At 68.7% G+C, this 24926-nt stretch carries 20 protein-coding genes and 2 riboswitches; of the genes, 16 read left to right on the forward strand and 4 right to left on the reverse strand.

Annotation, left to right across the window (positions count from 1 at the left end; all coding sequences use genetic code 11):
* Positions 1–5: 5 nt before the first annotated feature.
* Together ACRXBZ_RS14035 and ACRXBZ_RS14040 are read right to left on the reverse strand one after the other, a co-directional pair.
* Positions 6–527 (reverse strand): hypothetical protein, encoded by a 522-nt coding sequence (locus ACRXBZ_RS14035; RefSeq protein WP_433879511.1) that lies wholly within the window; start codon positions 525–527, stop codon positions 6–8.
* Positions 528–581: 54 nt separating this feature from the next.
* Positions 582–1220, reverse strand: a complete 639-nt coding sequence (locus tag ACRXBZ_RS14040; RefSeq protein ID WP_433879512.1) for a TetR/AcrR family transcriptional regulator — start codon at positions 1218–1220, stop codon at positions 582–584.
* A gap of 130 nt (positions 1221–1350) precedes the next feature.
* Between ACRXBZ_RS14040 and ACRXBZ_RS14045 the strand changes: the two genes are divergently transcribed.
* The 3 genes from ACRXBZ_RS14045 (at position 1351) to ACRXBZ_RS14055 (ending at position 3246) form a co-directional block, all read left to right on the forward strand.
* On the forward strand, positions 1351–2091 hold the full coding sequence (locus ACRXBZ_RS14045; RefSeq protein WP_433879513.1) for an SDR family NAD(P)-dependent oxidoreductase: 741 nt from the start codon (positions 1351–1353) through the stop codon (positions 2089–2091).
* A 40-nt stretch (positions 2092–2131) separates the two neighbouring features.
* Positions 2132–2449: a DMT family transporter gene (locus ACRXBZ_RS14050; protein WP_433879514.1), complete on the forward strand. Its 318-nt coding sequence runs from the start codon at positions 2132–2134 to the stop codon at positions 2447–2449.
* Between the two features lie 599 nt (positions 2450–3048).
* The gene (locus tag ACRXBZ_RS14055; RefSeq protein WP_433879515.1) at positions 3049–3246 is read left to right on the forward strand and encodes a hypothetical protein; all 198 of its coding nucleotides are present in this window, start codon (positions 3049–3051) and stop codon (positions 3244–3246) included.
* 352 nt (positions 3247–3598) lie between these two features.
* On the opposite strand, the gene ACRXBZ_RS14060 is transcribed toward ACRXBZ_RS14055, so the two are convergent.
* Positions 3599–4954, reverse strand: coding sequence for an L-serine ammonia-lyase (locus ACRXBZ_RS14060; RefSeq protein ID WP_433879516.1), 1356 nt, complete (start codon positions 4952–4954; stop codon positions 3599–3601).
* 27 nt (positions 4955–4981) lie between these two features.
* Positions 4982–5353: a glycine cleavage system protein GcvH gene (gene gcvH / locus ACRXBZ_RS14065; RefSeq protein WP_168585204.1), complete on the reverse strand. Its 372-nt coding sequence runs from the start codon at positions 5351–5353 to the stop codon at positions 4982–4984.
* A gap of 50 nt (positions 5354–5403) precedes the next feature.
* Positions 5404–5501, reverse strand: a riboswitch (glycine riboswitch).
* A riboswitch (glycine riboswitch) is annotated at positions 5502–5606 on the reverse strand.
* Positions 5607–5719: 113 nt separating this feature from the next.
* Here gcvH and ACRXBZ_RS14070 point away from each other — a divergent pair.
* The 13 genes from ACRXBZ_RS14070 (at position 5720) to ACRXBZ_RS14130 (ending at position 24920) form a co-directional block, all read left to right on the forward strand.
* Entirely contained in the window at positions 5720–7276 is a 1557-nt protein-coding gene (locus ACRXBZ_RS14070) for a PucR family transcriptional regulator (RefSeq protein ID WP_433879517.1), read from the forward strand.
* Between the two features lie 369 nt (positions 7277–7645).
* Complete coding sequence (gene ald, locus ACRXBZ_RS14075; protein WP_433879518.1) at positions 7646–8761, forward strand: alanine dehydrogenase; 1116 nt, start codon at positions 7646–7648, stop codon at positions 8759–8761.
* 460 nt (positions 8762–9221) lie between these two features.
* Complete coding sequence (locus tag ACRXBZ_RS14080) at positions 9222–9437, forward strand: hypothetical protein (RefSeq protein WP_433879519.1); 216 nt, start codon at positions 9222–9224, stop codon at positions 9435–9437.
* A gap of 462 nt (positions 9438–9899) precedes the next feature.
* On the forward strand, positions 9900–10868 hold the full coding sequence (locus ACRXBZ_RS14085; RefSeq protein ID WP_433879520.1) for an ABC transporter ATP-binding protein: 969 nt from the start codon (positions 9900–9902) through the stop codon (positions 10866–10868).
* Positions 10868–11722 carry an ABC transporter permease gene (locus ACRXBZ_RS14090; RefSeq protein WP_433879521.1) on the forward strand — a complete coding sequence of 285 codons (855 nt, stop codon included), beginning with the start codon at positions 10868–10870 and terminating at the stop codon, positions 11720–11722. Before ACRXBZ_RS14085 ends, ACRXBZ_RS14090 begins: the two co-directional genes overlap by 1 nt.
* A 413-nt stretch (positions 11723–12135) precedes the next feature.
* Positions 12136–15810, forward strand: a complete 3675-nt coding sequence (locus tag ACRXBZ_RS14095; protein ID WP_433879522.1) for an ABC transporter ATP-binding protein — start codon at positions 12136–12138, stop codon at positions 15808–15810.
* 745 nt (positions 15811–16555) lie between these two features.
* Positions 16556–20179 (forward strand): multifunctional oxoglutarate decarboxylase/oxoglutarate dehydrogenase thiamine pyrophosphate-binding subunit/dihydrolipoyllysine-residue succinyltransferase subunit, encoded by a 3624-nt coding sequence (locus tag ACRXBZ_RS14100; protein WP_246869133.1) that lies wholly within the window; start codon positions 16556–16558, stop codon positions 20177–20179.
* 335 nt (positions 20180–20514) lie between these two features.
* The gene (locus ACRXBZ_RS14105; protein WP_010304877.1) at positions 20515–20691 is read left to right on the forward strand and encodes a DUF6104 family protein; all 177 of its coding nucleotides are present in this window, start codon (positions 20515–20517) and stop codon (positions 20689–20691) included.
* 260 nt (positions 20692–20951) lie between these two features.
* The gene (locus ACRXBZ_RS14110) at positions 20952–21101 is read left to right on the forward strand and encodes a hypothetical protein (protein WP_433879523.1); all 150 of its coding nucleotides are present in this window, start codon (positions 20952–20954) and stop codon (positions 21099–21101) included.
* Between the two features lie 220 nt (positions 21102–21321).
* Positions 21322–21627 (forward strand): hypothetical protein, encoded by a 306-nt coding sequence (locus ACRXBZ_RS14115; RefSeq protein WP_433879524.1) that lies wholly within the window; start codon positions 21322–21324, stop codon positions 21625–21627.
* Between the two features lie 154 nt (positions 21628–21781).
* Positions 21782–22822, forward strand: a complete 1041-nt coding sequence (gene tdh, locus ACRXBZ_RS14120) for an L-threonine 3-dehydrogenase (protein WP_433879525.1) — start codon at positions 21782–21784, stop codon at positions 22820–22822.
* Positions 22822–24009, forward strand: a complete 1188-nt coding sequence (locus tag ACRXBZ_RS14125) for a glycine C-acetyltransferase (protein ID WP_433879526.1) — start codon at positions 22822–22824, stop codon at positions 24007–24009. Before tdh ends, ACRXBZ_RS14125 begins: the two co-directional genes overlap by 1 nt.
* Positions 24006–24920, forward strand: a complete 915-nt coding sequence (locus ACRXBZ_RS14130; RefSeq protein ID WP_433879527.1) for a LysR family transcriptional regulator — start codon at positions 24006–24008, stop codon at positions 24918–24920. The genes ACRXBZ_RS14125 and ACRXBZ_RS14130 overlap by 4 nt, the downstream gene beginning before the upstream one ends.
* Positions 24921–24926 lie beyond the last annotated feature (6 nt).

The following is a 24926-nucleotide window of genomic DNA, read 5'->3' on the forward strand; positions in this document are numbered from 1 at the left end:
CCAAATTAAGTTGTGCACAACCGATCCGTTGCGGCCCGGCACAGGTAGCGCGGCGGCTGCGACCACACCGTCTCCAGTTCGGCGACGTCCTGCTCGTCCTTGGCCAGCTCCTCTTCGGCCTCCGTGAGGCGGTCGGCTGCTGTCAGCGCGGCGGCGAGGTGCAGCCTGGGGTGCCGGGTCCGCCCGACGTCGTCGGCGCGGTCACCGAGCCGCACGGCTTCGGTCGCGTACCGGATGGCGGCGGGAATATTGCCCTGCGCAAGGGAAACTCTGCTCCGCCCGCCCGTCCCGCGCACCAGCGCGCCGTGTGTTCTCGCGCGGTTCGCGACGTGAACCGCGTTGGTCGCTGCCGCCGACGCCGCCTCCAGATCGCCGATCGAGGTGAGTCCGTGCGCGTGCATCGCGAGCAGCTCGGTACGCACCAGCGAGCCCGCTTTCGCGCGGGGCAGGGCGAACACCGTGTGCTCCAGGACGCGCGAGTGCTCGCCAACGGTGTGCAGCGCTTCCGTGAGCCCGAGGAGCAGCATCGCGGGCTGGAGTGCGCGCCGGGCACCGGCCCCCGTCGGTGTCCGGCCACCGGTTCAGACCGATAATGAGCCATCGCGGCTCTCCACCGGCGCGGCCACCATCCCGTCCCAGGCCAGCATCGCGCAGTCGATGACCGCGTGCATGGTCTCGCGGGAACTCCCATCCCGGGCCTGGATGGACAGTCCTTGCAGGACTGTCAGGTAGAAGGAGGCGATCGTCTCCAGATCCGCACCGGGTGGCACATCCCCGTCGGTGATGCCGCGATCCAACCTGGCCTGCACGGCGCGGAAATCGTCCCTCCGGCATTCGGCGAGGTAATCCCGGATCCGCCTGTTCTCCGGAGTGCAGTTGGTGGCCGCCAGCACCACCATGCATCCGCGTGGAGTGTTCGGATCCACGTATGCGTCGGCGTTGTCGCGCAGCATGGCTTCGATCGCTCGCCTCGCGGTCGGCTGCCGCTGCAACGGCCTTTCGCCGACCGCCTCGTCGGCGCTGTTGTAGAGCGCGACCGCTTCCCGGAACAGGTCCTCCTTGGACCCGAACGCGGCGTACAGGCTCGGCGAACTGATCCCCATCGCGCCGGTGAGGTCGCTCAGTGACGTGGCCTCGTAGCCGCGTTCCCAGAACAGCTCCATGGCGGTTCGCAGGGCGGCCTCCCGGTCGAAGCTGCGCGGGCGCCCACGTGGCGACATCGGCTTCCCCTCCTCCCAAGGCGGCGCGGGTCCCGCACCGCTTCACACCTTTCCCAGCGGGCTTGTTGACACCCGAGGGTAGCGATGATAGCCATTTATATATCGTTCGACACAGAAAATCGAGGGCTTCATGACGGGCTTGGACGGCAAGGTCGCGCTGGTCACCGGTGGTGCCCGCGGCATAGGTGCGGCAGTCGCCGAGCGACTGGCCGCGGACGGTGCCGACGTCGCGATCACGTACAACACCTCGGCCGACCGGGCCAACGACGTGGTCGGCAAGATCAAGGGAGCCGGCCGACGCGGCGCGGCGTTCGCGGCCCCGGCCACCGACGCAGCGGCCGTGACCAGCGCCGTCGAGCAGACGGTCGCGGAGTTCGGCCGGCTGGACATCCTGGTCAACAACGCCGGGATCTTCCCGTGGGCGACCATCGACGAACTGACGCTGGAGCAGTTCGACGAGACGGTCGGCATCCACGTGCGGGCGGTGTTCGTGGCGGTGCAGGCCACCGTCAAACACCTGCCCGAGGGCGGCCGGATCATCAGCATCGGCAGCAACCTCGCCGACCGGACTCCCGGCCCCGGCCTGAGCCTGTACTCGCTGAGCAAGTCGGCGCTGACCGGCTTCACCAGGGGCCTCGCCCGCGACCTCGGTCCGCGCGGCATCACGGTCAACCTGGTGAACCCGGGCTCCACCGACACCGAGATGAACCCGGCCGACGGCGAGGAGGCGGACGCCGAGCGCGCCCTGACCGCCCTCGGCCGCTACAACGCCCCGGCCGACATCGCGGCGGCGGTCGCGTACCTGGCCGGCGAGGGCGGTCGCAACATCACCGGCACCGGCATCCTCGTCGACGCCGGCGCCAACGCCTGACGGCGGCGTGCGTTCACCTTCTGGAACAAGGGAAGCAGCAATGGCTTGGGTCATCCTCGTCGTAGCGGGCCTGCTGGAGATCGTCTGGTCGTTGGCGTTGAAGCACGCCGAAGGCCTGACCCGGGTGTGGCCGGCGGTGCTGGGCATCGCCGTCGCCATGATCAGCCTCGGCATGCTTTCGGTGGCGCTGAAGGAGCTGCCGGTCGGCAGCGCCTACGCGATCTGGGTCGGCATCGGCACCGTCGGCGTCGCTGCAGTGGGGATGGTCTTCCTGAGCGAACCCATGACGGTGTCCAGGCTGGCTTTCCTCGGGCTGATCGTGGTCGGCATAGCCGGACTCAAGTTCGTGGAAGGCTGATCGCGAAGACCGTGAGAACTCGCTTTGCTTAGCGGTGCAGGTGGCGTCCCCCCTGCGGGAATTACAGACGCCGCCTGGCCTCCGGGAGCCCCGGCTTACGTATGACCAATACGCGGCTTCGCGGACTGGCCTCGCCAAGAACCCCGACGGGGTGGGCACAGTCTGAGAACCCGCGGCGGTGCAAGTTGCTTAGTTGCGCTAAGCGGCTTCGCCGTTTCAAAGGCAAGAACCCGCCCTGTCGCAGGCATGCTGCCTACAGCAAATCGACCACTGCAGACACTTAAATTCTCCGCTCCCCTACAGGAGATGCCGCCTCGCCCAGCGCGAGGCGGCATCGTCGCTTCGCTGCTCCCGAGAACACGTGATGTCGCGGCGGGGGTGGCCAAGCATCCTGGGATCCGGCTGCCGCCAGGAGAGCCAGACGACGGCATCGGCTGGAGGAGCGGGAAATGGCTGAGCACAAGAGGTAACTGGACACATCGCGGTGATCGGCGCCGGGGTACTCGGGCTGTCCACCACGGACGGCCTGCTGCGGCGCGGCGCCGACGTGCAGTGCTTCGACGGCAGGCGCGCCCCGGGTCGGGGCAATCCGGCGGGCGATGATCGAGACGCTGGCCGGCTCGGTCGGCGACCACATCGTCGCCAACGACATCCACAGCCTGCTGGTGCTGGACAACGGCACGGTCGAGTTCCAGAAGGCCGATGCGATCTACCACGCGCGGCACGTCGTGCTCTGCGCCGGCGTCGACACGCCGCGCCTGGTCGCCCGCCTCGGCTGGGACGACGAAGGCCGGTGACAGGAAGGTTCCCATCCTCACGAACCCGGGCCGGCCTGGTCGCCCGCCTCGGCTGGGACGACGAAGGCCGGTGACAGGAAGGTTCCCATCCTCACGAACCCGGGCCGAGTCGTGACAGGAAAGTTCCCATGCTCCCGCGGCAGAGCTCTCCGGCGGCCCGGCGGTGACAGGAAGGTTCCCATCCTCGCACCAACGGGCACGCCGATGCCGACGGCAGAAGGACTCCACCGCTGGCATCTGGACACGTTCACCGCACACCAGGTGACAGGAAAGTTCCCATGCTCACGTGGCAGAGCTCTCCGGCGGATGGTGGCAGGAAGGTTCCCGTGCTCGCGCTGGTCGCGCGGCAGGGTCAGCATTCGATGACGTTGACGGCGAGGCCGCCGCGGGCCGTCTCCTTGTACTTGACCTTCATGTCCCGGCCGGTCTCCCGCATCGTCTTGATCACCTTGTCCAGCGAAACGAAATGGCTGCCGTCGCCGCGCAACGCCATCCGCGCAGCCGTGATCGCCTTCACCGACGCGACCGCGTTGCGCTCGATGCACGGAATCTGCACCAACCCACCGATCGGGTCGCAGGTCAACCCGAGGTTGTGCTCCATCGCGATCTCCGCGGCGTTCTCCACCTGTCTCGGCGTTCCACCCAGCACCTCAGCGAGACCGGCAGCAGCCATCGAACACGCGGAACCCACCTCGCCCTGACAACCGACCTCCGCACCCGAAATCGACGCGTTCTCCTTGAACAACACGCCGACCGCACCCGCCGCCAGCAGGAACCGCACGACACCAGCATCATCCACGCCGGGCGCGAACCGCGTGTAGTAATGCAGGACCGCAGGAACGATCCCGGCCGCACCGTTGGTCGGCGCGGTCACCACCCGCCCACCAGCCGCGTTCTCCTCGTTGACCGCGAGCGCGAACAGCGTGACCCACTCCAGCGGATCGTCGCGCTCGGTCAACGAAGCCGCCAGCTCCGCCGCCCGACGACGGACCTTCAGCCCACCGGGCAGCTCACCGGAGTTGCGGCAGCCGTTGTCAACGCATTCACGCATGACCTGCCAGATACCGAGCAACTCCTTGTGCACGGCATCCTCACCACGCCAGGACAACTCGTTCGCCAGCATCACACCGCTGATCGGCAGCCCTGACTCCTCGGTCCGCGCGAGCAGTTCCACACCCGTGCGGAACGGGTACCGCACCGCGGTCTCGTCCGGTTTGATCCGATCAGTGCCGGTAGCGTCCTCGTCGACGACGAAGCCACCGCCCACCGAGTAGAACACCGCGCTGTCCAGCTCGGCATCATCGGCACCGAACGCGGCGAAGCGCATCCCGTTGGGATGCAACGGCAACGACTTGCGCCGGTGCATGACCAAGTCACGGTCCACGATGAACCGGATCTCCTGCACCCCATCCAAACGCAACCGGCCGGACTCACGGATCTCGGTGACCCGGCCCTCCACCGCCGCCGGATCAACAGTCTCCGGACTGTGCCCCTCCAAACCCAGCAGCACAGCTTTCGGACTACCGTGCCCATGCCCGGTCGCACCCAACGACCCGAACAACTCCGCCTTGATCCGCTCGACCTGCGGCAACCGGCCCGCGCTGTGCAACCGCTGCACGAACAACCGCGCCGCGCGCATCGGACCAACCGTGTGCGAACTGGACGGCCCAATACCCACCGAAAACAGGTCGAAGACGCTGATCGCCATTGACCGCCTCCTACCTCGCTTGGCCCGTTACTCCGCGATCAGCTCGGCGTACTGCTCAGCGGTGAGCAGCGAACCGGTGCTGGTCGGGCGCACTTCGAGCAGCCATCCGTCGCCGAACGGCTCCGCGTTGAGCAGCGCCGGGTCGTCCACGACGGACTCGTTGAGCGCCACGACTTCGCCGGTCACCGGGGCGAACAGGTCACTGACGGACTTTGTGGACTCCAGTTCCCCGCAGGCCTGGCCCGCTTCGATCTTGTCGCCCACCTCGGGAAGCTGCACGTAGACGATGTCGCCGAGCGCGTCCGCGGCGTGCTGGGTGATGCCGATGCGGACCAGCTCGTCGCGGTCCTCGATCCACTCGTGCTCTTCGGAATAACGCAGGTGCGCAGGCAGGGACATGTCGGGAGGCTCCAAGGCAGTCGGGGGGCACTCGTGCCCGTGGTGGCTGGGCCTCCCCCTCTGTTGCGGAACCTGAGAGCTTCGCCGCGGGCCTCGCGGCTTGCACCGTGGGTGGAGCGTCGATGAGACGCACGCTTTCCAGAGTTGCCTCGCCCGAACGGTCATGGGTGCCTGAGAGTTTGTGGGGAGTCTTGCTCCTTCGGCGCCCTGGGGGCTCGGCGTGAGCTCGCAGGGTCTCTCCCGCACGGGGTCGAGGGCCGGTATGCGATTGTCGGTGTGCTCAGCAACGATAAACGGGCCAGTCCTGGTGTCAATGCCCTCCCCCACAACGCACGGAGGCGGCCCGAGGTATTCAGGAGGCCGGTGATGCTGGACATCCGGGCACTGGTCGAGCGGGTCGGCCCCACACTGCTGCGGACCGTGGTCGCCCCGGAACCGATCGTGTGCGTCGGGGACGTCGTCATCGCCGAACCCGATCAGCCGCCGACGGCGGCGGGCGGCGACCTCGTGTTGGGCGTGGCCATCCCGGACCGCGAGCACGCGGTGGCGTTGACGAGGGATTGCGGCGCGAAGGGTGCCGCGGCGGTGCTTCTCAAACCGCCGATTTCGGCGGACGACGCGGTGGCCGCGGCAGCCCGGGACGCCGGGGTGGCGCTGGTCGAGGTCCGCCCTGGCACGGCGTGGGCGCAGTTGGTGTGGCTGATCCGTGCCGCGCTGGCCGGGACCGAGATCGAGGAGGCCGACGCGTCCAGCACCGGGGTCGGGGACCTGTTCCGGCTCGCCGACGCGGTGGCGGACGTGGTGGACGCGCCGGTCACCATCGAGGACGCGCGCTCCCAGGTCCTGGCCTACTCCGCCCGGCAGGACCTCACCGACCCGGCGCGGATCTCGACGATCATGGGCCGGCGGCAGCCCGACGACGTGCTCGCCAAGTTCCGCGCCCGCGGCACGTTCCGCCAGCTCAGCAAGGGCAGTTCGGCGATCTTCGTGCCCGCCCAGCAGGACGGCACCCTGCCCCGGCTGGTGGTGCCGATCCGGATGGGCGGTGAACTGCTCGGCTCGATGTGGGCTGTGGTCCCCGGCGAGGTTTCCGAAGAACGCTCCACCGCGTTCGCCGACACCGCACCGCTGGTCGCGCTGCAACTGCTGCGGTGGCGTGCGGTGGCGGACGCGGAGCGCCGCCGATCCGCCGAGCAGGTGCGGCTGCTGCTGGAGGGCGGCGAAGGCTGGCGGGCGGCAGCGAACGAGCTAGCGGTGCCCGCCGAAGCGCACCGGGTCGTCGCCATCGAAATGCCCCCGTCCGCCAGCCCCGCGGAAGGGCACCGGTTGGCGATGTGGGAATGGATCACGCGCGGAATCGGGCGGCGCCCGCTGGTCACCGAGATCGGCACCATGCTCTACGCGCTGGTGCCAGACCGGGGGCGCGCGGGCGGCTGGCCGGATCTGCGGGCAGCGCTCACGTCCCACGACGTTTCGCCGCGCCCGCTGATCGCGGTGGGCACCGCGGTGGCGGTCGCCGAGCTGCCCCAGTCGCGGTCGCAAGCCGAGGAGCTGATCAGCTTGCTGCGCACCGGCCAACTGCAGCAACGGGTGGCGGTGTACGAGGAGAACTGGCATCTGCTGGTGCTCAGCCGGATGGCCGGTGCGGCGACCGACGCCGGTATCGGTGCCCTCGGCCCGCTACCGGTGCTGCGCGAGCACGACCGAACGCAGGGCACCGAATACCTGGCCACGCTCCACGCGTGGCTGCGCCACCCCGGCGATCCCCGGCAGGCGAGCCGCGAGTTGCGCGTGCACCCGAACACTTTCCGGTACCGGATGAAGCGGCTCACCCAACTCGTGGAAGTCGACCTCGAAGACCCCAACGTCCGCTCCGCGCTGTTCGCGCAGCTGCTCGCCGACCGATGGGCGCAGCACGGCTGACAGCAAGGGAACCTTCCTGTCACCCAAGGCCAAGCGAGCTCGCCCAGGGCTCGAACAAGGGAACCTTCCTGTCACAGCCGGGCGGCAGAGCCCCTCGGTGACGTGCGCAAGGGAACCTTCCTGTCATTCGTGGCAGGACGGTTCCCTTGCTTTCGCCGGGCTGCCGGTCGGTTGCGAGGAAGGGAACCTTCCTGCCATGTCCGCCGTCCGTGCCCCCGTCCGTGCCCCCGTCCGCGCGCTGGATCGGCGCTCCACGGGCTTTGTGCTGCGAGCACAAAGCGCGCGGGGCAATCTCATTCGGCGGGAATGATGCGCCCCCCGCAGTGGCAGCGGATTGTTGTGCGCAACAGGAGACGAAAGGATTCCGCCGTGAAGATCGCAGTGCCGCGCGAGATCAAGAACAACGAGTACCGGGTCGCGATCACACCTGCGGGCGTGCACGAGCTGACCACCCGCGGCCACGACGTTTTCGTGGAGACGAACGCCGGCGCGGGCTCTTCGATCCCCGACGAGGACTACCTCGCGGCCGGCGCGAAGGTGCTGCCCACCGCCGAGGAGGTGTGGGCGGAAGGCCAGCTGGTACTCAAGGTCAAGGAGCCGATCGCCGAGGAGTACCCGCGGCTGCGCCGGGACCAGGTCTTGTTCACCTATCTGCACCTGGCGGCTTCCGCCGAGCTGACCGACGCGATGCTGAAGTCCGGGGTCACCGGTATCGCCTACGAGACGGTGCAGACCGCCAACGGCAGCCTGCCGCTGCTGGCGCCGATGAGCGAGGTCGCCGGGCGTCTCGCCCCGCAGGTCGGCGCCTATTCGCTGATGCGCCCCAGCGGTGGCCGCGGCGTGCTGCCGGGCGGTGTTCCCGGCGTGCACCCGGCGCGGGTCGTGGTGATCGGCGGTGGCGTCGCTGGCCTCAACGCCGCGCGCGTCGCGATGGGCATGGGTGCTGATGTCGAGCTGCTCGACACCAATGTCGACAAGCTCCGCGAGATCGACCGCGACTTCCACGGCCAAATCCGCACCGTGACGTCCAACCGGTACTCGGTGGAGCAGGCGGTGCGGGCCGCGGACCTGGTCATCGGTGCCGTGCTGATCCCGGGTGCGAAGGCGCCGAAGCTGGTGTCCAACCACCTGGTGTCTGAGATGAAGCAGGGCAGCGTGCTGGTGGACATCGCCATCGATCAGGGCGGCTGCTTCGCCGACTCTCACCCGACCACGCACGACGACCCGACGTACCGGGTGCACAACTCGGTGTTCTACTGCGTGGCCAACATGCCGGGCGCGGTGCCGAACACGTCGACGCACGCGCTCACCAACGTCACGCTGCCGTACGTGCTGCGCATCGCCGACCAGGGCTGGCAGCAGGCCTGCCGCGCGGACGCCGCGCTGGCCGGTGGCCTCAACACCCACGACGGCAAGCTGGTCAACGAGCCGGTCGCCGAGGCGCACGGCCTCACCAGCACCCCGCTCAGCAGCGTCCTGGGCTGATCGCACTGGGAGCAAGGGAACCTTCCTGCCACGAATGGCAGGAAGGTTCCCTTGCTCCCAACAGCTTCGAATGCCCGCTGGCTTGGAAGTCGTCGCAACAGGATCCGGGACACCGTTCAGTCGCACGAACAGACTCAGACCACCGAAAGAGTGACGGGCTCAAACAGCCGAACGGGGCGGCCCGCTCAACCAGCCTGGGGGTCACCGGGAGCAGGCCGCCACCGTCAGTGTAGGCCACGATCGCCCATTTGCCGACGACGCGGGCCGCCGCATGGCCGCCAATTTCAAGCCGAACCGATAACCACTCGACGGGGTGAGCATCCAGTGGTGTCCGTACAGGCGTGCGCCCCGACTGCCGACGTCACCCAATGGAGTCGGCGGGGCACCCGTTCCCGCGATCCCTGTCGGCAGCACCGACGCACTCGAAAACGACGGTGGGAGACGACGTGACAGACGCGCGTTGCGAAGAGCTGTCCTCGATCGGCTCGACCTCACAACCGCGGACGACACCCCCGAAGTGCTGCTGCCCCTCGCCCGCACCCAGCTCTACCTGCTCACCTCCTACCTGCTCACCTCCGCGCCCTGCTCGACGAACACGATCCGGACGAGGCCGGCAGGTGCCGTTCCTGCCAGGGCGCGCCGCGCAGCCGACCGTGGCCGTGCACCGTGTGGCTGACGGCGCACCGGCAGCATCATCGATGATCATTGCGGGCAGCCCGCGCACGCCTGCGGCACCGGTCTGGAAACGCTGCGACGGAATCTGCGGCGCAGGTCGGAGGATTGACACGAAGGACGTCGAAGTCATCCCCGACCCGATCGTCTCCTCGACAGGTCCCGGGCCCGAGCGATTGGGACACCAACGAGTTCATCCGCCCCGGCATGACCACCTCGCACCCACCCCCACGCCGCCGCCGCTCACTCCTATGACGATCGGCCACCTCGAAACGGGTTAGGCAGGGTCTACCGGGCGTCCGTGATCGACCGGTCCATCCGCTGGCCTGAGGGCTCCTCGCCCCCACCGGATCCGCCGCGGGCCGCTGATAACAACCTGGGAAAACTAAGGCTCCGCGCCTGAGCACACGTCGTTGTCCGGCAGGATGGTCACCGACGGCTGAACGGGTGACGGATGGAGGGACGCGTGCACGACGGCAGTGGCCGGCTCATTGTGCAGGGACTCAGCAAGAGCTTCGGCCCGGTCAACGCGGTGCAGGACCTGGACTTCACGGTGCGGCCCGGCTCGGTGACCGGGTTCCTGGGGCCCAACGGGTCGGGCAAGACGACCACGTTGCGGATGCTCCTCGGCCTGGTCACGCCGACTGCGGGCACGGCCACGATCAATGGCCTGCCGTTCCACCAGCTGCCGAACCCGGCGACCGTGGTCGGAGCCGTGCTGGACGCGCAGAGCTTCCACCCGGGCCGCACCGCGCGCCAGCACCTTCGGTGCTACGCCGCCGCGATGAAGGTACCGGACGCGCAGGTGGACCGGGCTCTCGAACTCGTCGGGCTGAGCGCCGCCGCGAAGCGCAAGGCGGGCACGTTCTCGCTGGGCATGCGGCAGCGGCTGGCGTTGGCCACCGCGCTGCTCGGCGACCCGCAGGTGCTGGTGCTGGACGAGCCGGCCAACGGGCTGGACCCGGAGGGCATCGCCTGGCTGCGGAACTTCCTGAAGGCCTTCGCCGCGAGCGGTCGAACGGTGCTGATGTCCAGCCACTTCCTACGGGAGATCGAACACACCGTGGACCAGCTGGTGATCATCAGCCGCGGGCGCTGCGTCTTCGACGGCCACCTCGATCAGCTCCGCGCCGCGCAACGCTCCCGGGCGCTCGTGCAGGCCGCCGACCCCAGCAAGCTCGTCGACAAGCTGCAGGAAGCGGGGTACAGCATCGAATACCTCCCGGACGGCCGGATCGCCGTGACCGGCTCCGACTCCCGCGCGGTCGCGGACCTCGCGCTGGAGGCCGGGGTCGCGCTGTACGGGATGCAGGACGAGCGGATCGGCCTGGAGCAGCTGTTCTTCCAGCTCACCAACGGCCAGTACAACGGCGTCCAGCAGCACGGCGCGCAGTGGTCTGCCCCGAGCGGCCAAGGATTCGGGGGGAATGCCTGATGAGCGGGCTCGTCAAGGCGGAGTTCCGCAAGATCTTCAGCACCAGCCTGTGGTGGGCGCTGCTCATCCCGGTGGCGCTGCTCGGTTTCGGCGCGGGCTGGTTGGGCAGCTCCATCGTCGCGCTCATCGACGCGGTGGAGCAGTTCGACCGGGCGGTGCCTCTCGGGCTGCTTTCGGTGTCGATGTCGACGAACTTCAGCACGATCTTCGCGGCGCTCTTCGGCGCGATGGCCTTTGCCGGCGAGTTCCGGAACAAGAGCATCACCACGACCTATCTCACAAGTAACCCGCGTAGTGCGGTGCTGGTGGCGAAGCTGATCGCCTGCTCGGGCGTCGGTCTCCTCTACGGCCTCGCGAATGTGCTCTTCGCGAGCGTCGGGGGCTTGGTGGGCGCGGGCCGGGACTTCGGCGGTTTCGGCAGCCTGGGCGACTGGCTCAGCGTCGGCGCGGCGGCGGTGCTCGCGATGGTGCTGTGGACGCTGCTAGGCGTGGGCTTCGGCGCGCTGGTCGCGAACGCTGTGCTCGCGATCATCGTGCCGCTGGTCTACAAGTTCATGGTCGAGTTCATCCTCTCGCTGAGCTTGATCGAATCCCCCGCCGCCGGTATCAGCCCCTACTTGCCCGGGACGGCGGGGAACGGCATCGTCGCGAACCTCGCGGTGCCGCTGTTCGTCACCGCGGTGGCGGGACCCGACGAGCCGAACACACCGCGGGCGGCCTTCGAGTTCCTGCACCTCTTTTTCGGCGGCAGCTACGGCCACCCGTGGTGGGCGAGCCTGCTCACCTTCCTCGGATACGCCGCCGTATTAATCGCCGGTGGCTGGCTGGTCAGCCGCCGACGCGACATCAGCTGAGGCGGACGACGTGAGCATGGGAACCTTCCTGCCATCGCCCAGCCATCGGAGAGGTCCAGCGACGTGAGCACGGGAACCTTCCTGCCACTCCGGGCACTGGCCACGCCTGGCGTTGCGAGGAAGGGAACCTTCCTGTCACTCCGGCCTTCGGCCACCTCGTGATGTGAGCAAGGGAACCTTCCTGTCAATCCCGGCGCCGGTCGCGGCTGCTGTGGTGACAGGAAGGTTCCCTTGCTCTAACCGCCTCTCCGTTTGGCGGGGGTCACAGAACGTTCGGCCGGTCTGCATGGTCGGTAGGGCGGCATAACCTGGCGGGTGTGAGCGACTCCGGTAATCCCCGTCCGTCTTCCGGTGGTTGGATCCGTCGCCTCTTCGCCGCCTGCCGTCGGCACCCCGTTGCTCTGACGTTGGCGATGGGCGCGTCCGTAACGGCTGTCGGGTTGGAGGCTTTGGTTCCGCTGCTGACCAAGGCCGCGGTGGATGATGCCGTCGCGCACAGCACCGACCGCTTGTTGTGGATCGTGATCGCGCTCCTCGCGCTCGGCGTGTTCCGCTTCGCGTCGGCGTTCGTCCGCCGCTACAGCGCCGGGCGGCTCGCCCTCGACGTCCAGCACGACCTGCGCCGCGCGGTGTTCGCGGCGATGCAGCGGCTGGACGGCGGGAAGCAGGATGCGCTGCGCACCGGGCAGGTCGTGTCCCGCTCCATCAGCGATCTGCAAATGGTGAACTCGCTGCTGTCGATGCTGCCGCTGGCGGCCGGAGCCGCGGTGCTCGCGCTTTTCGCGATCGTGGTGATGTTGTGGTTGTCGCCGATGCTCACGGTGGTGTCGCTGGTCGTGGCGCCGCTGATCGCGGTGGTTTCGGCGCGCAGCAAGAAGAGCCTGTTCCCGGCGACCTGGTCGGCGCAGCAGCGGGCCGCGGACATCGCGCAGCACGTCGAGGAAACCGTCACGGGTGTCCGGGTCGTTAAGGGCTTCGGCCAGGAAGACCGCGAGGTCGGGCGGCTGGAGCGCCGTGCTCGTCGGCTGTTCGGCGAGCGGCTGCGCGCGGCCCGGATGACTTCCATGCCTGCGGCGAGCTTGGCCGCGCTGCCCTCCGCCGGGCAGGTCGGAGTGCTCGGCCTGGGCGGCTGGATGGTGCTGCAGGACCAGGTGAGCCTCGGGACGTTCGTGGCGTTCGCCGGGTACGTGGCGATGTTGGCCGGTCCTGCCCGGATGTTGTCGAGCGTGATGATCCAGGCGCAGCTCGCGCGCGCAGGTGTCGAACGCATCCACGAGCTGATCGATTCCCAGCCCGAGGTGCAGGAGAAGCCCGGAGCGGCAACGCTGCCGGAAGGGCCGCTGCAGGTCCGGCTTGACGACGCGAGCTTCGGCTACACCCGTGATCAGCCAGTGCTCTGCAACGCGTCGTTGCAGGTCCGTCCGGGTGAGACGGTGGCGCTGGTCGGCTCCGCCGGATCGGGCAAGTCGACGGTGTCGCTGCTGCTGCCGCGCTTCTACGACCTGCACTCGGGGAGCATCAAGATCGGTCCCGCCGACGACGGCTCGGTGAGCCACGATATCCGCGACCTGCGGCTGGATTCGCTGCGCGCCGCGGTCGGTTTGGTGTTCGAGGAGGCGTTCCTGTTCTCCGACACCATTCGCGGCAACATCGCTTACGGCCGTCCTGACGCTTCGGAAGCCGACGTGATCGCCGCTGCAAAAGCGGCCGAAGCGCACGAGTTCATCAGCACTCTCCCCGACGGATACGACACGACGGTCGGCGAGCGCGGCCTGACGCTGTCCGGCGGGCAACGCCAACGCGTGGCGCTCGCGCGGGCGCTGCTTTCGAACCCGCGCATCCTGGTGCTCGACGACGCGACGTCGGCGGTGGATCCGGCGACGGAAGCGGCCATCCACGACACCCTCCGCTTGGTCACCGCGCAGCGCACCACACTGCTGATCGCGCACCGCCGGTCGACGCTGGCCCTGGCCGACCGGATCGCGGTGCTCGACGAAGGACACGTCGTCGACATCGGCACCGAGGATGAGCTGAACCAGCGCTGCGAGCTGTTCCGGTCGCTGCTCGCCCGGCCTGGGGAATCGATCGACAATCGCTGCGACGGCCGGGTCGTGCCCGGTTCTGAAGGCATCACGCCGGAGCTCTGGCCACCGGAGGACGACGCCGAACCGGCGGTCACCGGCAACGCCGCCACGACGCCCGGATCGCGCGGCATGGGCGGCATGACGATGCCGCCGACACCCGAGTTGATCGAAGGCATCCGGAAGCTGCCGCCCGCGACCGACCAGCCCGATCTGCGCGGCGAAGACCCCACCGCGCCGGACCCGGACTTCAAGCTCCCCCGGCTGCTGCGGCCGATCCGCTGGGGCCTGCTGCTGACAGCGCTGCTGGTGGCCGGGGACGCGCTGACGTCGATCGCGTTGCCCTCACTGGTCCGCCAGGGCATCGACGGCGGTGTGAGCGCAGGCGACCTCGATGCGCTGTGGATCGCCACGGGCCTGGGCGCCGTGATCGTCGCCGGGGGTTGGCTGGTGGTCAAGCTGCAGACCGTCATCACCTCGCGAACCGGCGAAACCCTGCTCTACCTGCTGCGATTGCGCAGTTTCGCACACCTGCAGCGGCTCGGGCTGGACTACTACGAGCGCGAGCTCGCCGGCCGGATCATGACTCGGATGACCACCGACGTCGACGCGTTGTCGACGTTCCTGCAGACCGGGTTGGCGACCTTCGTGGTGAGCGTGCTGACGTTGTTCGGCATCGCGGGCGCACTGCTGATCACCGATGTTTCGCTGGCGCTGGTGGCGATGGCGGTGTTGCCGGTCCTGTTGGTAGCCACCTTGATCTTCCGCAAGGTCTCGGCGACCGCCTACGCCGAGGCGCGCGAGCGGGTGAGCACCGTCAACGCCGACCTGCAGGAGAACGTCGCCGGTATGCGGGTGGCGCAGGCGCACCGCCGCGAAGGGCACGCTGCGAAGGTGTTCGCGCAGCGCAGCGACGCCTACCGGCGGTCCCGGCTGCGCGCCCAGCGCTACATCGCGACCTACTTCCCGTTCGTCGCGCTGCTGTCGGAGATCGCGCAGGCAGTGGTGCTGGGGGTAGGCGCGGCGCGAGTCGCGTCGGGCGACCTGACCGCCGGGGTGCTGGTCGCGTTCCTGCTCTACCTCGGCTTGTTCTTCTCGCCTGTGCAGCAGCTATCCGGGGTTTTCGACGGCTACCAGCAGGCCAAGGTGGGGTTGCGGCGGATCGGGGAACTGCTGCGGACGCCCACTTCGGTGCCCTCCGCCACCGACCCCGCCCCGGTGCCGGAACGGTTCGAAGGCGGCATCGAGCTGCGATCGGTGTCGTTCCGTTACCCCGGCACCGACCAGTTCGCGCTGCGCGACATCGCGCTGCGGGTGCGGCCCGGCGAGACCGTGGCGCTGGTCGGCGCGACCGGCGCCGGGAAGTCGACGCTGATCAAATTGATCGCCCGGTTCTACGACGCCACCGACGGCGCGGTGCTGGTCGACGGACAGGACATCCGCAGGTACGACCTGGCGGCGTTCCACCGGCGGCTCGCCGTGGTCCCGCAGGAAGGCCACCTGTTCACCGGGGACATCGCCACCAACATCGCCTACGCGCGCCCGGACGCCGATCCGGCCGAGGTCGAGGCAGCGGCCCGGGCGGTGGGGGCGCTGCCGGGGATAGCCATGCTGCCGCGAGGCTTCCGTCAGCAGGTGGGAGAGCGTGGGCGCGGACTGTCGGCGGGCCAGCGACAGCTGGTCGCGCTTGCGCGGGCAGAACTGGTCGACCCCGACGTCCTGCTGCTCGACGAGGCAACCGCGGCGCTCGACCCCGCGACGGAATCGATGGTGGTTGCGGCCAGCGACCAGGTCGCGGCCCAGCGCACGACTTTCGTCGTCGCGCACCGGCTAGCCACCGCCGCCCGCGCCGATCGCATCGTGGTCGTCGACGGAGGCCGGATCGTCGAGCAGGGCAGCCACGCCGAACTGCTCGCGGACAACAGTCACTACGCGCGCCTGTGGCGGGCGGCGGACGGTGCACCGAGCGAGGAGACCCCGGAGATCGGCGAGACCAACATCGCCTAGCCGGACGCGAGCAAGGGAACCTTCCTGTCATCCACCGCATCTGCCCGGCCCATGTGATGTGAGGAAGGGAACCTTCCTGTCATTTCACGCCCCAGCGGCTCGGCGTGGTGCCGGAGTCGAGCAAGGGAACCTTCCTGTCACCGACGGGGCGCGCGAGCATGGGTCCTGACGTGAGGAAGGGAACCTTCCTGTCATCCGCAGCCCGGCACAGGCGTTGCTGGGGTGGTGGAAGGGAACCTTCCTGTCACCGCCCCGCAGCGGACGACGGTGACGCCGGCTTGCACGGATGGGGACTTTTCGGACACGCTCCGCAACCGTGAGCGGGATCGGTCACACTGTCCCGGGGCGGGTGGGACTGGAGTGCCGCGCCGTCCGAAATGCGAGAAACCTCGCCCGCGGGACGGGAACACAGCGTGTCGATGAAACGTCATACTGGTGTTGGGCGACAACCCAGATGGAGTAGTACCGAGCAACGCCGACTTCGAGTGGGGCATGTGAGTGCGGTCGATGATCGTTGACGCGAGCGGACCGGGGCCCGTTACCCGCGAGCTGGTCTTTCCTGATCGATTTTGTGACCGACCTCGTCGACCGAACGGCCGCACTGTGTGTCAACCTCGCGAATCGGACCGCTAGCCTGGTACCTGAGTGTGTCTGTAAATCACGAGCATATGGATCGAGGCGAACGCCAGCCGTGTCCAGCAGCCCTGCGTCACAGTTCGGCCCCAACGAGTGGTTGATCGAGGAGATGTACGAGCAGTTCCTCCAAGATCCCACTTCCGTAGACTCGGCGTGGCACGAATTCTTCGCCGATTACAAGCCGGGCCAGGCAGCAATCGAGAACACCGCTGCTGCGGCCGCCGCTGCAGCGGCTCCGACGACTACGGCCACGGTGACGCGCCCCAGTGAGACCAATGGTCAGGCCCCGCCGGCCGCCGCCACGACCGCGCCCCCGGCGAGCAAGCCCGCGCCCAAGCCGTCGCCGCAGCAGGCCGCCAGGGCCGCTCCGGTGAAGGAGCCCCAGGCCGGCGGGGACGTCAAGACGCTTCGCGGGGCCGCTGCCGCGATCGCCAAGAACATGGATCAGTCGCTGACCGTGCCGACCGCGACGAGCGTGCGCGCGGTGCCGGCCAAGCTACTGTTCGACAACCGCATCGTCATCAACAACCACCTCAAGCGGAACAAGGGCGGCAAGGTCTCCTTCACGCACCTGATCGGCTACGCGCTGGTCCGGGCGGTCCGGGACTTCCCGAACATGAACCGCCACTACGGCGAGGACGCCAAGGGCAAGCCCGCTGCCGTCACGCCGGAGCACATCAACCTGGGCCTGGCGATCGACCTGCCGGCCAAGGACGGGTCTCGCAACCTCGTGGTCGCCTCCATCAAGGGCTGCGAGGACATGACGTTCCACCAGTTCTGGCAGGCCTACGAGGACATCATCCGCAAGGCCCGCGGCAACGCCCTGACCGCCGACGACTTCGCCGGCACCACGATCTCGCTGACCAACCCCGGCCCGTCCGGCACCAACCACTCGGTGCCGCGGCTGACCAAGGGTCAGAGCGCGATCATCGGCGTCGGCGCGATGGACTACCCGGCGGAGTTCCAGGGCGCCAGCGAGAAGACACTGGTCGACATGGGCATCAGCAAGATCGTGACGCTGACGTCCACCTACGATCACCGGGTCATCCAGGGCGCGGAGTCCGGCGACTTCCTCCGCAAGATGCACCAGCTGCTGCTGGGCGAGGACGGGTTCTTCGACGACATCTTCGCCTCGCTGCGCATCCCGTACGAGCCGGTGCGCTGGACGCAGGACATCCCCGAGGGCGCGGTGGACAAGACCGCCCGCGTGCTCGAGCTGATCGACGCGTACCGCACTCGCGGCCACCTGATGGCCGACATCGACCCGCTGAACTACCGGCAGCGGCGGCACGAGGACCTCGACGTCCTCTCGCACAGCCTCACACTGTGGGACCTGGACCGGGAGTTCGCCGTCGGCGGCTTCGCCGGCAAGGAGCACCTGAAGCTCCGCGACGTGCTGGGCGTGCTGCGCGACTCCTACTGCCGCACTGTCGGCGTCGAGTACATGCACATCCTCGAACCCGACGAGCGCGAATGGCTGCAGCAGCGGGTCGAGAAGCCACACACCAAGCCCGAGCCGTCCGAGCAGAAGTACATCCTGTCGAAGCTCAACGCGGCCGAGGCGTTCGAGACGTTCCTGCAGACCAAGTACGTCGGGCAGAAGCGGTTCTCGCTGGAAGGCGCCGAGACCGTTGTGCCGCTGCTGGACGCGGTGCTGGACACCTCGGCGGCGCACGAGCTCGACGAGGTCGTCATCGGCATGCCGCACCGCGGTCGGCTGAACGTGCTGGCCAACATCGTCGGCAAGCCGATCTCGCAGATCTTCCGGGAGTTCGAGGGCAACCTGGACCCGGGGCAGGCGCACGGTTCCGGCGACGTCAAGTACCACCTCGGTGCCGAGGGCAAGTACTTCCGGATGTTCGGCGACGGCGAGACGAAGGTGTCGCTGACGTCGAACCCGTCGCACCTGGAAGCCGTCGACCCGGTGCTCGAGGGCATCGTCCGCGCCAAGCAGGACATCCTGGACAAGGGCCAGGAGGGCTTCACCGTCCTGCCGGTGCTGCTGCACGGTGACGCCGCGTTCGCCGGCCAGGGCGTGGTCGCCGAGACGCTGAACCTGTCGCTGCTGCGTGGCTACCGCACCGGTGGCACGGTGCACGTGATCGTCAACAACCAGGTCGGTTACACCACTGCGCCGGAGCACTCGCGCTCCAGCAAGTACTGCACCGACGTGGCAAAGATGATCGGTGCCCCGGTGTTTCACGTCAACGGTGACGACCCGGAGGCGTGCGTCTGGGTCGCCAAGCTGGCCGTGGCGTACCGCCAGGCGTTCGGCAAGGACGTCGTGATCGACATGGTCTGCTACCGCCGCCGCGGGCACAACGAGGGCGACGACCCGTCGATGACGCAGCCGAAGATCTACGACGCGATCGACAAGATGCGCAGCGTCCGCAAGGTCTACACCGAGGCTCTGATCGGCCGCGGCGACATCACCGTCGAAGAGGCCGAGAAGGCCCTGAAGGACTACGCCGCTCAGCTGGAGCACGTGTTCAACGAGGTCCGCGAGTTGGAGAAGCACCCGCCGGCGCCGAGCCCGTCGGTGGAGTCCGAGCAGCAGGTGCCGCGCGGACTGACGACCGCGATCCCGCGGGAGACCGTGGAGCGCATCGCCGATTCGCACATCAACCTGCCCGAGGGCTTCACCCCGCACCCGCGCGTCAAGCCGGTGCTGGAGCGGCGCGCCAAGATGGGCCGCGAGGGCGGCATTGACTGGGCGTTCGGCGAGCTGCTGGCGTTCGGCTCGCTGGTCATGGAGGGCCGCCAGGTGCGCCTGACCGGTCAGGACAGCCGGCGAGGCACGTTCGTCCAGCGGCACTCGGTGCTGATCGACCGCAAGGACAACTCTGAGTTCACTCCGCTGCAGAACCTGTCGGACGACCAGGCGAAGTTCCTGGTCTACGACTCGGCGCTGTCGGAGTTCGCGGCCGTGGGCTTCGAGTACGGCTACTCGGTCGGCAACCCCGACTCCCTGGTGCTGTGGGAAGCGCAGTTCGGCGACTTCTTCAACGGCGCCCAGTCGATCATCGACGAGTTCATCTCGTCCGGTGAGGCGAAGTGGGGCCAGCGGTCCGACGTGGTCATGCTGCTGCCGCACGGGCACGAGGGCCAGGGCCCGGACCACACGTCCGGTCGCATCGAGCGGTGGCTGCAACTGTGCGCCGAGGGGTCGATGACGGTTGCGATGCCGTCGACTCCGGCGAACTACTTCCACTTGCTGCGCCGTCACGCGCTGGACGGCATCCATCGCCCGCTGGTGGTGTTCACGCCGAAGTCGATGCTGCGGTTGAAGGCCGCGACCAGTCCGGTCGAGGACTTCACCGAAGGCAAGTTCACCTCGGTGATCGACGACCTGGCGCAGCCCGACCCGGCTGCGGTGCGCAACGTGGTGCTGTGCACCGGCAAGCTGTACTACGAGCTGGCGGCGCACCGGGACAAGCACGGCATCACCGACACCGCGATCGTCCGGCTGGAGCAGCTCTACCCGCTGCCGCACCGCAAGCTGGGCGCGCTGTTCGAACGGTACCCGAACGCCACGTCGATCCGGTGGACGCAGGAAGAGCCAGCTAACCAGGGTGCCTGGCCGTTCCTGGGCTTGGCGCTGCCGGAGCTGTTCCCGCAGCTGGTCGGCAAGCTGCAGCGGGTCTCGCGCCGTCCGATGGCCGCCCCGGCCACCGGCCTGGCCAAGGTCCACGAGGTCGAGCAGGCCGAGGTCGTGCAGAACGCCTTCGCCTGATCCGCGGCTGGAGCGGGCCGCCGGTTCCACCCGGAACCGGCGGCCCGTTTTTTGCGCTGTGCCACTGCCGAACCCGCGCCGCGGCGGCTTGCGGGTGGCAGGAAGGTTCCCATCCTCACTTCAGGCTCCCCGGCTGGGATCAGTTTGGGGCGGCGGCATAGAGTTCGGCTCCCGGGTCTCCGGCGGACAGCCCGGAAACGTCCGTGGAGCATGGGAACCTTCCTGTCACCGAACACTCGTGGTTCCAGTGCTGCATCCGTCGAGGCGTTTCGTACTCTGCTGTTCTGCCAATCCCGATCGCACCGGTCACGGACGGACAAATTTAGGAGGACACGGTGTACTTCACCGACCGCGGCATTGAGGAACTCGAAGATCGTCGCGGTGATGACGAGGTCACGTTGGCCTGGGTCGCCGACCGGATGCGGGCCTTCGTGGACCTCAACCCCGATTTCGAGGACGCCACCGAACGCCTCGCCACCTTCCTCGCCCGCGACGACGCCGACGACGAGTGACGGCGAGTGACGGCGAAAGCCACAACTCGAAGAGCCCTGCCCCACCCACGCGGGTGGCAGCAGGGCTCGTCCCTTCTCGGCTCCGTGGCCACGAGGAGGAATCCGAATGATCCAAGGTGTTGCTCGCACTTTTCGGCGCTGAGCACGTCGTCCACCTCGCTGCGCCGCCTACGGGACGAAGATCCGCACGCCTTTCGCGCTCCTGAAGCCTGGTCGCTGATGGATCGACGCCATCGGGTAGCAGAGCGGAGCGAGCACTCGTGAAGGCTGTCGGTCTGGACGTTTGCTCGCCGAGGGCGACCGGCCAGTTGGCGCAGCACATGGCCGCCCCGCGGGCATTGCAGGTGGACGTGGAATGGCCCGGTTTCCCGTCTTCGACCGAGAACAGCAGGGAACTTGTCCTCCCGTGATGGCAGGAAGGTTCCCTTGCTCACGCCGCTCCTGCGCGACCGTCGGTGACAGGAAGGTTCCCTTGCTCCGGCCCGGCGCGGCGGAAGAGCCGAGGGGTGCTCCCCTGGCCGGGTGGCTGAGCGGGGTGCTTGATCCACTACGGAGTGATGTGTGCGGCGAGCGCGGCCGATGTGTGATCGCCTCTGCGCTGGCAATTCCAATACACTTCGGAGGATTTTCATGCGACGTCTTCTCGCCGGCGCCCTGCTCACCGGTCTTGCCGTGCTGGGGGCTGCCGGAACGGCCGCGGCCAGCGACGCCCCACGGCCGTCGACCCCGGACCAGATCCTCGCCGAGATCGCCGGTGCCGTCGGTGGGCCGCAGGGGCCGACCAAGCACGGCCAGGTGAGCGTGAACGAGCAGCACAAGTACCAGAAAACGCAACAGCACCACACCCAGTCGTCCACCCCGCACGGGCAGCAGCGTTTCCAGTCGTCCACCCAGCAGGCGCAGACGCTGCAGGGCGGGTCGTCCTGGAAGGGATGACCATCCGGCTGCGCCGCGCCCCACTCGTCGAAGGCGGATGGGGCGCGGCGTGCTGTGCAGTGCCGCTAACCAGCCAGTGCAGAAAGTCGCGATGGACCTGCCCACCGCACCGGGACAGACTCCGTTGCGACAAGCCGTCGAGAGCGGAGGAACCTTGCGCGCTCTGGTGAAGACCACGCCCGCGCCCGGCCTGGAGCTGACCGAACTCCCCGACCCGGCGCCCGGCCCGGACGAGGTCGTGGTGCGGGTGATGCGCACCGGGATCTGCGGCACCGACCTGCACATCGCGTCGTGGGACGAGTGGGCGGCCCGCACCGTGCCGACCCCGCTGGTGGTAGGGCACGAATTCGCCGGTGAGGTGGTGGCCACCGGTGCTGCAGTCACCCGGGCCGCGGTCGGCGACTTCGTCAGCGGCGAGGGGCATCTGGTGTGCGGCCGGTGCCGCAACTGCCTCGCCGGCCGCCGTCACCTGTGCGCACACACGGAAGGTCTCGGGGTGCACCGCAACGGCGCGTTCGCCGAGTTCGCGGTGCTGCCGGAGCAGAACGTCTGGGTTCATCGCGGCGAGGTCGATCCGGACGTGGCGGCGATCTTCGACCCGTTCGGCAACGCGGTGCACACCGCGCTCAGCTTCCCGGTCGTAGGCGAGGACGTGCTGATCACCGGTGCCGGGCCGATCGGGTTGATGGCGGCGAGCGTGGCCAAGCACGCGGGCGCGCGGCACGTGGTGATCACCGACGTCAGCGAGCACCGGTTGGAGCTGGCGCGCCGCGTCGGTGTGGATCTTGCCGTGGACGTTTCGCGGGCGCGGGTCGCCGACGCGCACCAGCAGCTGGGGCTGAGCGAGGGCTTCGACGTCGCGATGGAGGTTTCCGGGAAGCCTGAGGCGTTGCGGGAGGTCGTGGCGAACATGGCGCACGGCGGCCGGATCGCGATGCTGGGGCTGCCGGCCGAGGACTTCTCGCTGGACTGGAGCGCGGTGGTGTTCAAGATGCTCACCGTCAAGGGCATCTACGGGCGCGAGATGTTCGAGACCTGGTATTCGATGTCGGTGCTGCTGGAGTCCGGGCTGGACCTGACGCCGGTGATCACGCACCGCTTCCCGTACACGGAGCACGCCGAGGCGTTCGAGACGGCCCGCAGCGGCCGCTGCGGCAAGGTCATCCTCGACTGGACAACGAAGGGGTCCGCCTGATGTACACGATCGCTGACGACGTCCGGGCTGAGCTGGCCGAGATCCGGGCCGCCGGGCTGTACAAGGACGAGCGGGTGCTGGATTCGCCGCAGAGCGCGCGAGTGGGTGTCGGCGGCGCCGAGCTGCTGAACTTTTGCGCCAACAACTACCTGGGGTTGGCGGATCATCCCGCGCTGCTCGCCGCCGCCGAGGAGGCGCTGGCGAAGTGGGGTTTCGGGATGGCTTCGGTGCGGTTCATCTGCGGCACGCAGGCCCCGCACAAGGAGTTGGAACGGCGGCTCTCGGGGTTCCTCGGCACCGATGACACGATCCTCTACAGCTCGTGCTTCGATGCCAACGGCGGGGTTTTCGAGACCCTCCTCGACGATCGCGACGCGGTGATCTCCGATGAGCTCAACCACGCGAGCATCATCGACGGCATCCGGCTGTCCAAGGCCCGCCGCGGCCGGTACCGGAATCGCGACATGGCCGACCTGGAGCGGCTGTTGCAGGAGAACACCGACGCGCGGCGCAAGCTCGTCGTCACCGATGGCGTGTTCTCGATGGACGGCTACCTGGCTCCGCTGGACGAGATCTGCGCGCTCGCCGAGAAGTACGGGGCGCTGGTGATGGTCGACGATTCGCACGCGGTCGGGTTCACCGGGCCGACCGGGGCGGGCACCCCGGAGTTGTTCGGCGTCTCCGACCGGGTCGACGTCGTTACCGGGACGCTGGGCAAGGCGCTCGGCGGGGCGAGCGGCGGCTACGTGTCCGGGCAGGCCGAGATCGTCGAGCTATTGCGGCAGCGCTCCCGGCCTTACCTGTTCTCGAACTCGCTCGCGCCGTCGATCGTGGCGGCTTCGCTGGCCGCGCTGGACTTGGTGGCTGCGCAGCCGGAGTTGCGGGAGCGGCTACGTCACAACAGTGCGCTGTTCCGGCGCCGCATGGCCGAGGAGGGCTTCGACCTGCTGCCGGGCGAGCACCCGATCATTCCGGTGATGATCGGCGACGCGGCCGAGGCCGCACGGATGGCGGACTTGCTGCTGGGGGAGGGCGTCTACGTCATCGGCTTCTCCTACCCGGTGGTGCCCGTGGGCAAGGCCCGTATCCGCACCCAGATGTCGGCCGCGCACCGCGCCGACGACGTAGAACGTGCGGTTTCGGCGTTCGTCGCGGCCCGCGAACGGATGGGTATCATCGCCCGGTGATTGACCCGCGGCGGCTTCTGGTGCTCCGCGCGCTCGCCGACCACGGCACCGTGCGCGCTGCTGCGGAGAAGCTGTACCTGACGCCGTCGGCGGTGTCGCAGCAGCTCACCGCGTTGGAGAACGAGGTCGGGCAGTCGCTGCTGGCCCGGCAGGGTCGTCGTGTCCGGCTGACCGCGGCCGGTGAGCTGCTGGTCGAGCACGCCAAGGCGGTGCTGGCCGAGTTGGAGCGAGCGGAGGCGAGCCTGGCGGCCTGCGCGGCGGGCACCGTCGGCACGGTGGAGGTGGCGTCGTTCGCGTCGGCGATCACGCAGGTCGTGGCACCTTCGATCGTCGCGTTGCGGCAGCGGGCACCCGATGTGCGGGTGCTGGTGCGCGATGCCGAGGCGCACAACAGCCTCATGATGCTGCTGGCCGGGGAGATCGACATCGCGATCTCGATGGAGTACACCTCGACGCTGCAGGCCGATGCCCGGCGGGTGAGCCGGTTTCCGCTCTACACCGAGCCGTTCGACGTCGTGCTGCCGCCGCAGCATCGGCTCAGCGCGGCGGACGCGGTCGCGCTCGACGAGCTCCGCGACGACGACTGGATCGCGCCGCTGCCGGGCAACCCCTGCCGCGCGGTGGCGCAGGTGTGCTGCGAGAACGCGGGTTTCGTCCCGAACATCACGCACACTTCCGACGATTTCCACGCCGTGGTGGCGCTGGTCGCGGCGGGCACCGGTGTCGCGCTGGTACCCCGCACGGCCATCGCTGGTGATCAGGGCGTGGTTGCGCTACCGGTCGCGGGCAGACCGCCGACCCGCCGCGTCTTCGCCGCGGTCCAGTGTGGGCGGGAGGACCACCCGCTGGTCCGCGTCGTGCTGGATGCACTGCTGGCGAACAAGGAACGCGGGACCATTCGCCCGCCGTGAGGAAGC

It is taken from the genome of Saccharopolyspora hattusasensis, assembly GCF_050972075.1.
In the GTDB taxonomy this organism is placed as follows: Bacteria; Actinomycetota; Actinomycetes; order Mycobacteriales; family Pseudonocardiaceae; genus Saccharopolyspora; species Saccharopolyspora hattusasensis.

Coding starts and splice junctions, on each gene's coding strand:
- ACRXBZ_RS14035 (WP_433879511.1), bottom strand. CDS start 527: ATGCTGCTCCTCGGGCTCACGGAAGCGCTGCACACCGTTGGCGAGCAC.
- ACRXBZ_RS14040 (WP_433879512.1), bottom strand. CDS start 1,220: ATGTCGCCACGTGGGCGCCCGCGCAGCTTCGACCGGGAGGCCGCCCTG.
- ACRXBZ_RS14045 (WP_433879513.1), top strand. CDS start 1,351: ATGACGGGCTTGGACGGCAAGGTCGCGCTGGTCACCGGTGGTGCCCGC.
- ACRXBZ_RS14050 (WP_433879514.1), top strand. CDS start 2,132: ATGGCTTGGGTCATCCTCGTCGTAGCGGGCCTGCTGGAGATCGTCTGG.
- ACRXBZ_RS14055 (WP_433879515.1), top strand. CDS start 3,049: ATGATCGAGACGCTGGCCGGCTCGGTCGGCGACCACATCGTCGCCAAC.
- ACRXBZ_RS14060 (WP_433879516.1), bottom strand. CDS start 4,954: ATGGCGATCAGCGTCTTCGACCTGTTTTCGGTGGGTATTGGGCCGTCC.
- gcvH (WP_168585204.1), bottom strand. CDS start 5,353: ATGTCCCTGCCTGCGCACCTGCGTTATTCCGAAGAGCACGAGTGGATC.
- ACRXBZ_RS14070 (WP_433879517.1), top strand. CDS start 5,720: ATGCTGGACATCCGGGCACTGGTCGAGCGGGTCGGCCCCACACTGCTG.
- ACRXBZ_RS14090 (WP_433879521.1), top strand. CDS start 10,868: ATGAGCGGGCTCGTCAAGGCGGAGTTCCGCAAGATCTTCAGCACCAGC.
- ACRXBZ_RS14095 (WP_433879522.1), top strand. CDS start 12,136: ATGGGCGCGTCCGTAACGGCTGTCGGGTTGGAGGCTTTGGTTCCGCTG.
- ACRXBZ_RS14100 (WP_246869133.1), top strand. CDS start 16,556: ATGTACGAGCAGTTCCTCCAAGATCCCACTTCCGTAGACTCGGCGTGG.
- ACRXBZ_RS14115 (WP_433879524.1), top strand. CDS start 21,322: ATGCGACGTCTTCTCGCCGGCGCCCTGCTCACCGGTCTTGCCGTGCTG.
- ACRXBZ_RS14125 (WP_433879526.1), top strand. CDS start 22,822: ATGTACACGATCGCTGACGACGTCCGGGCTGAGCTGGCCGAGATCCGG.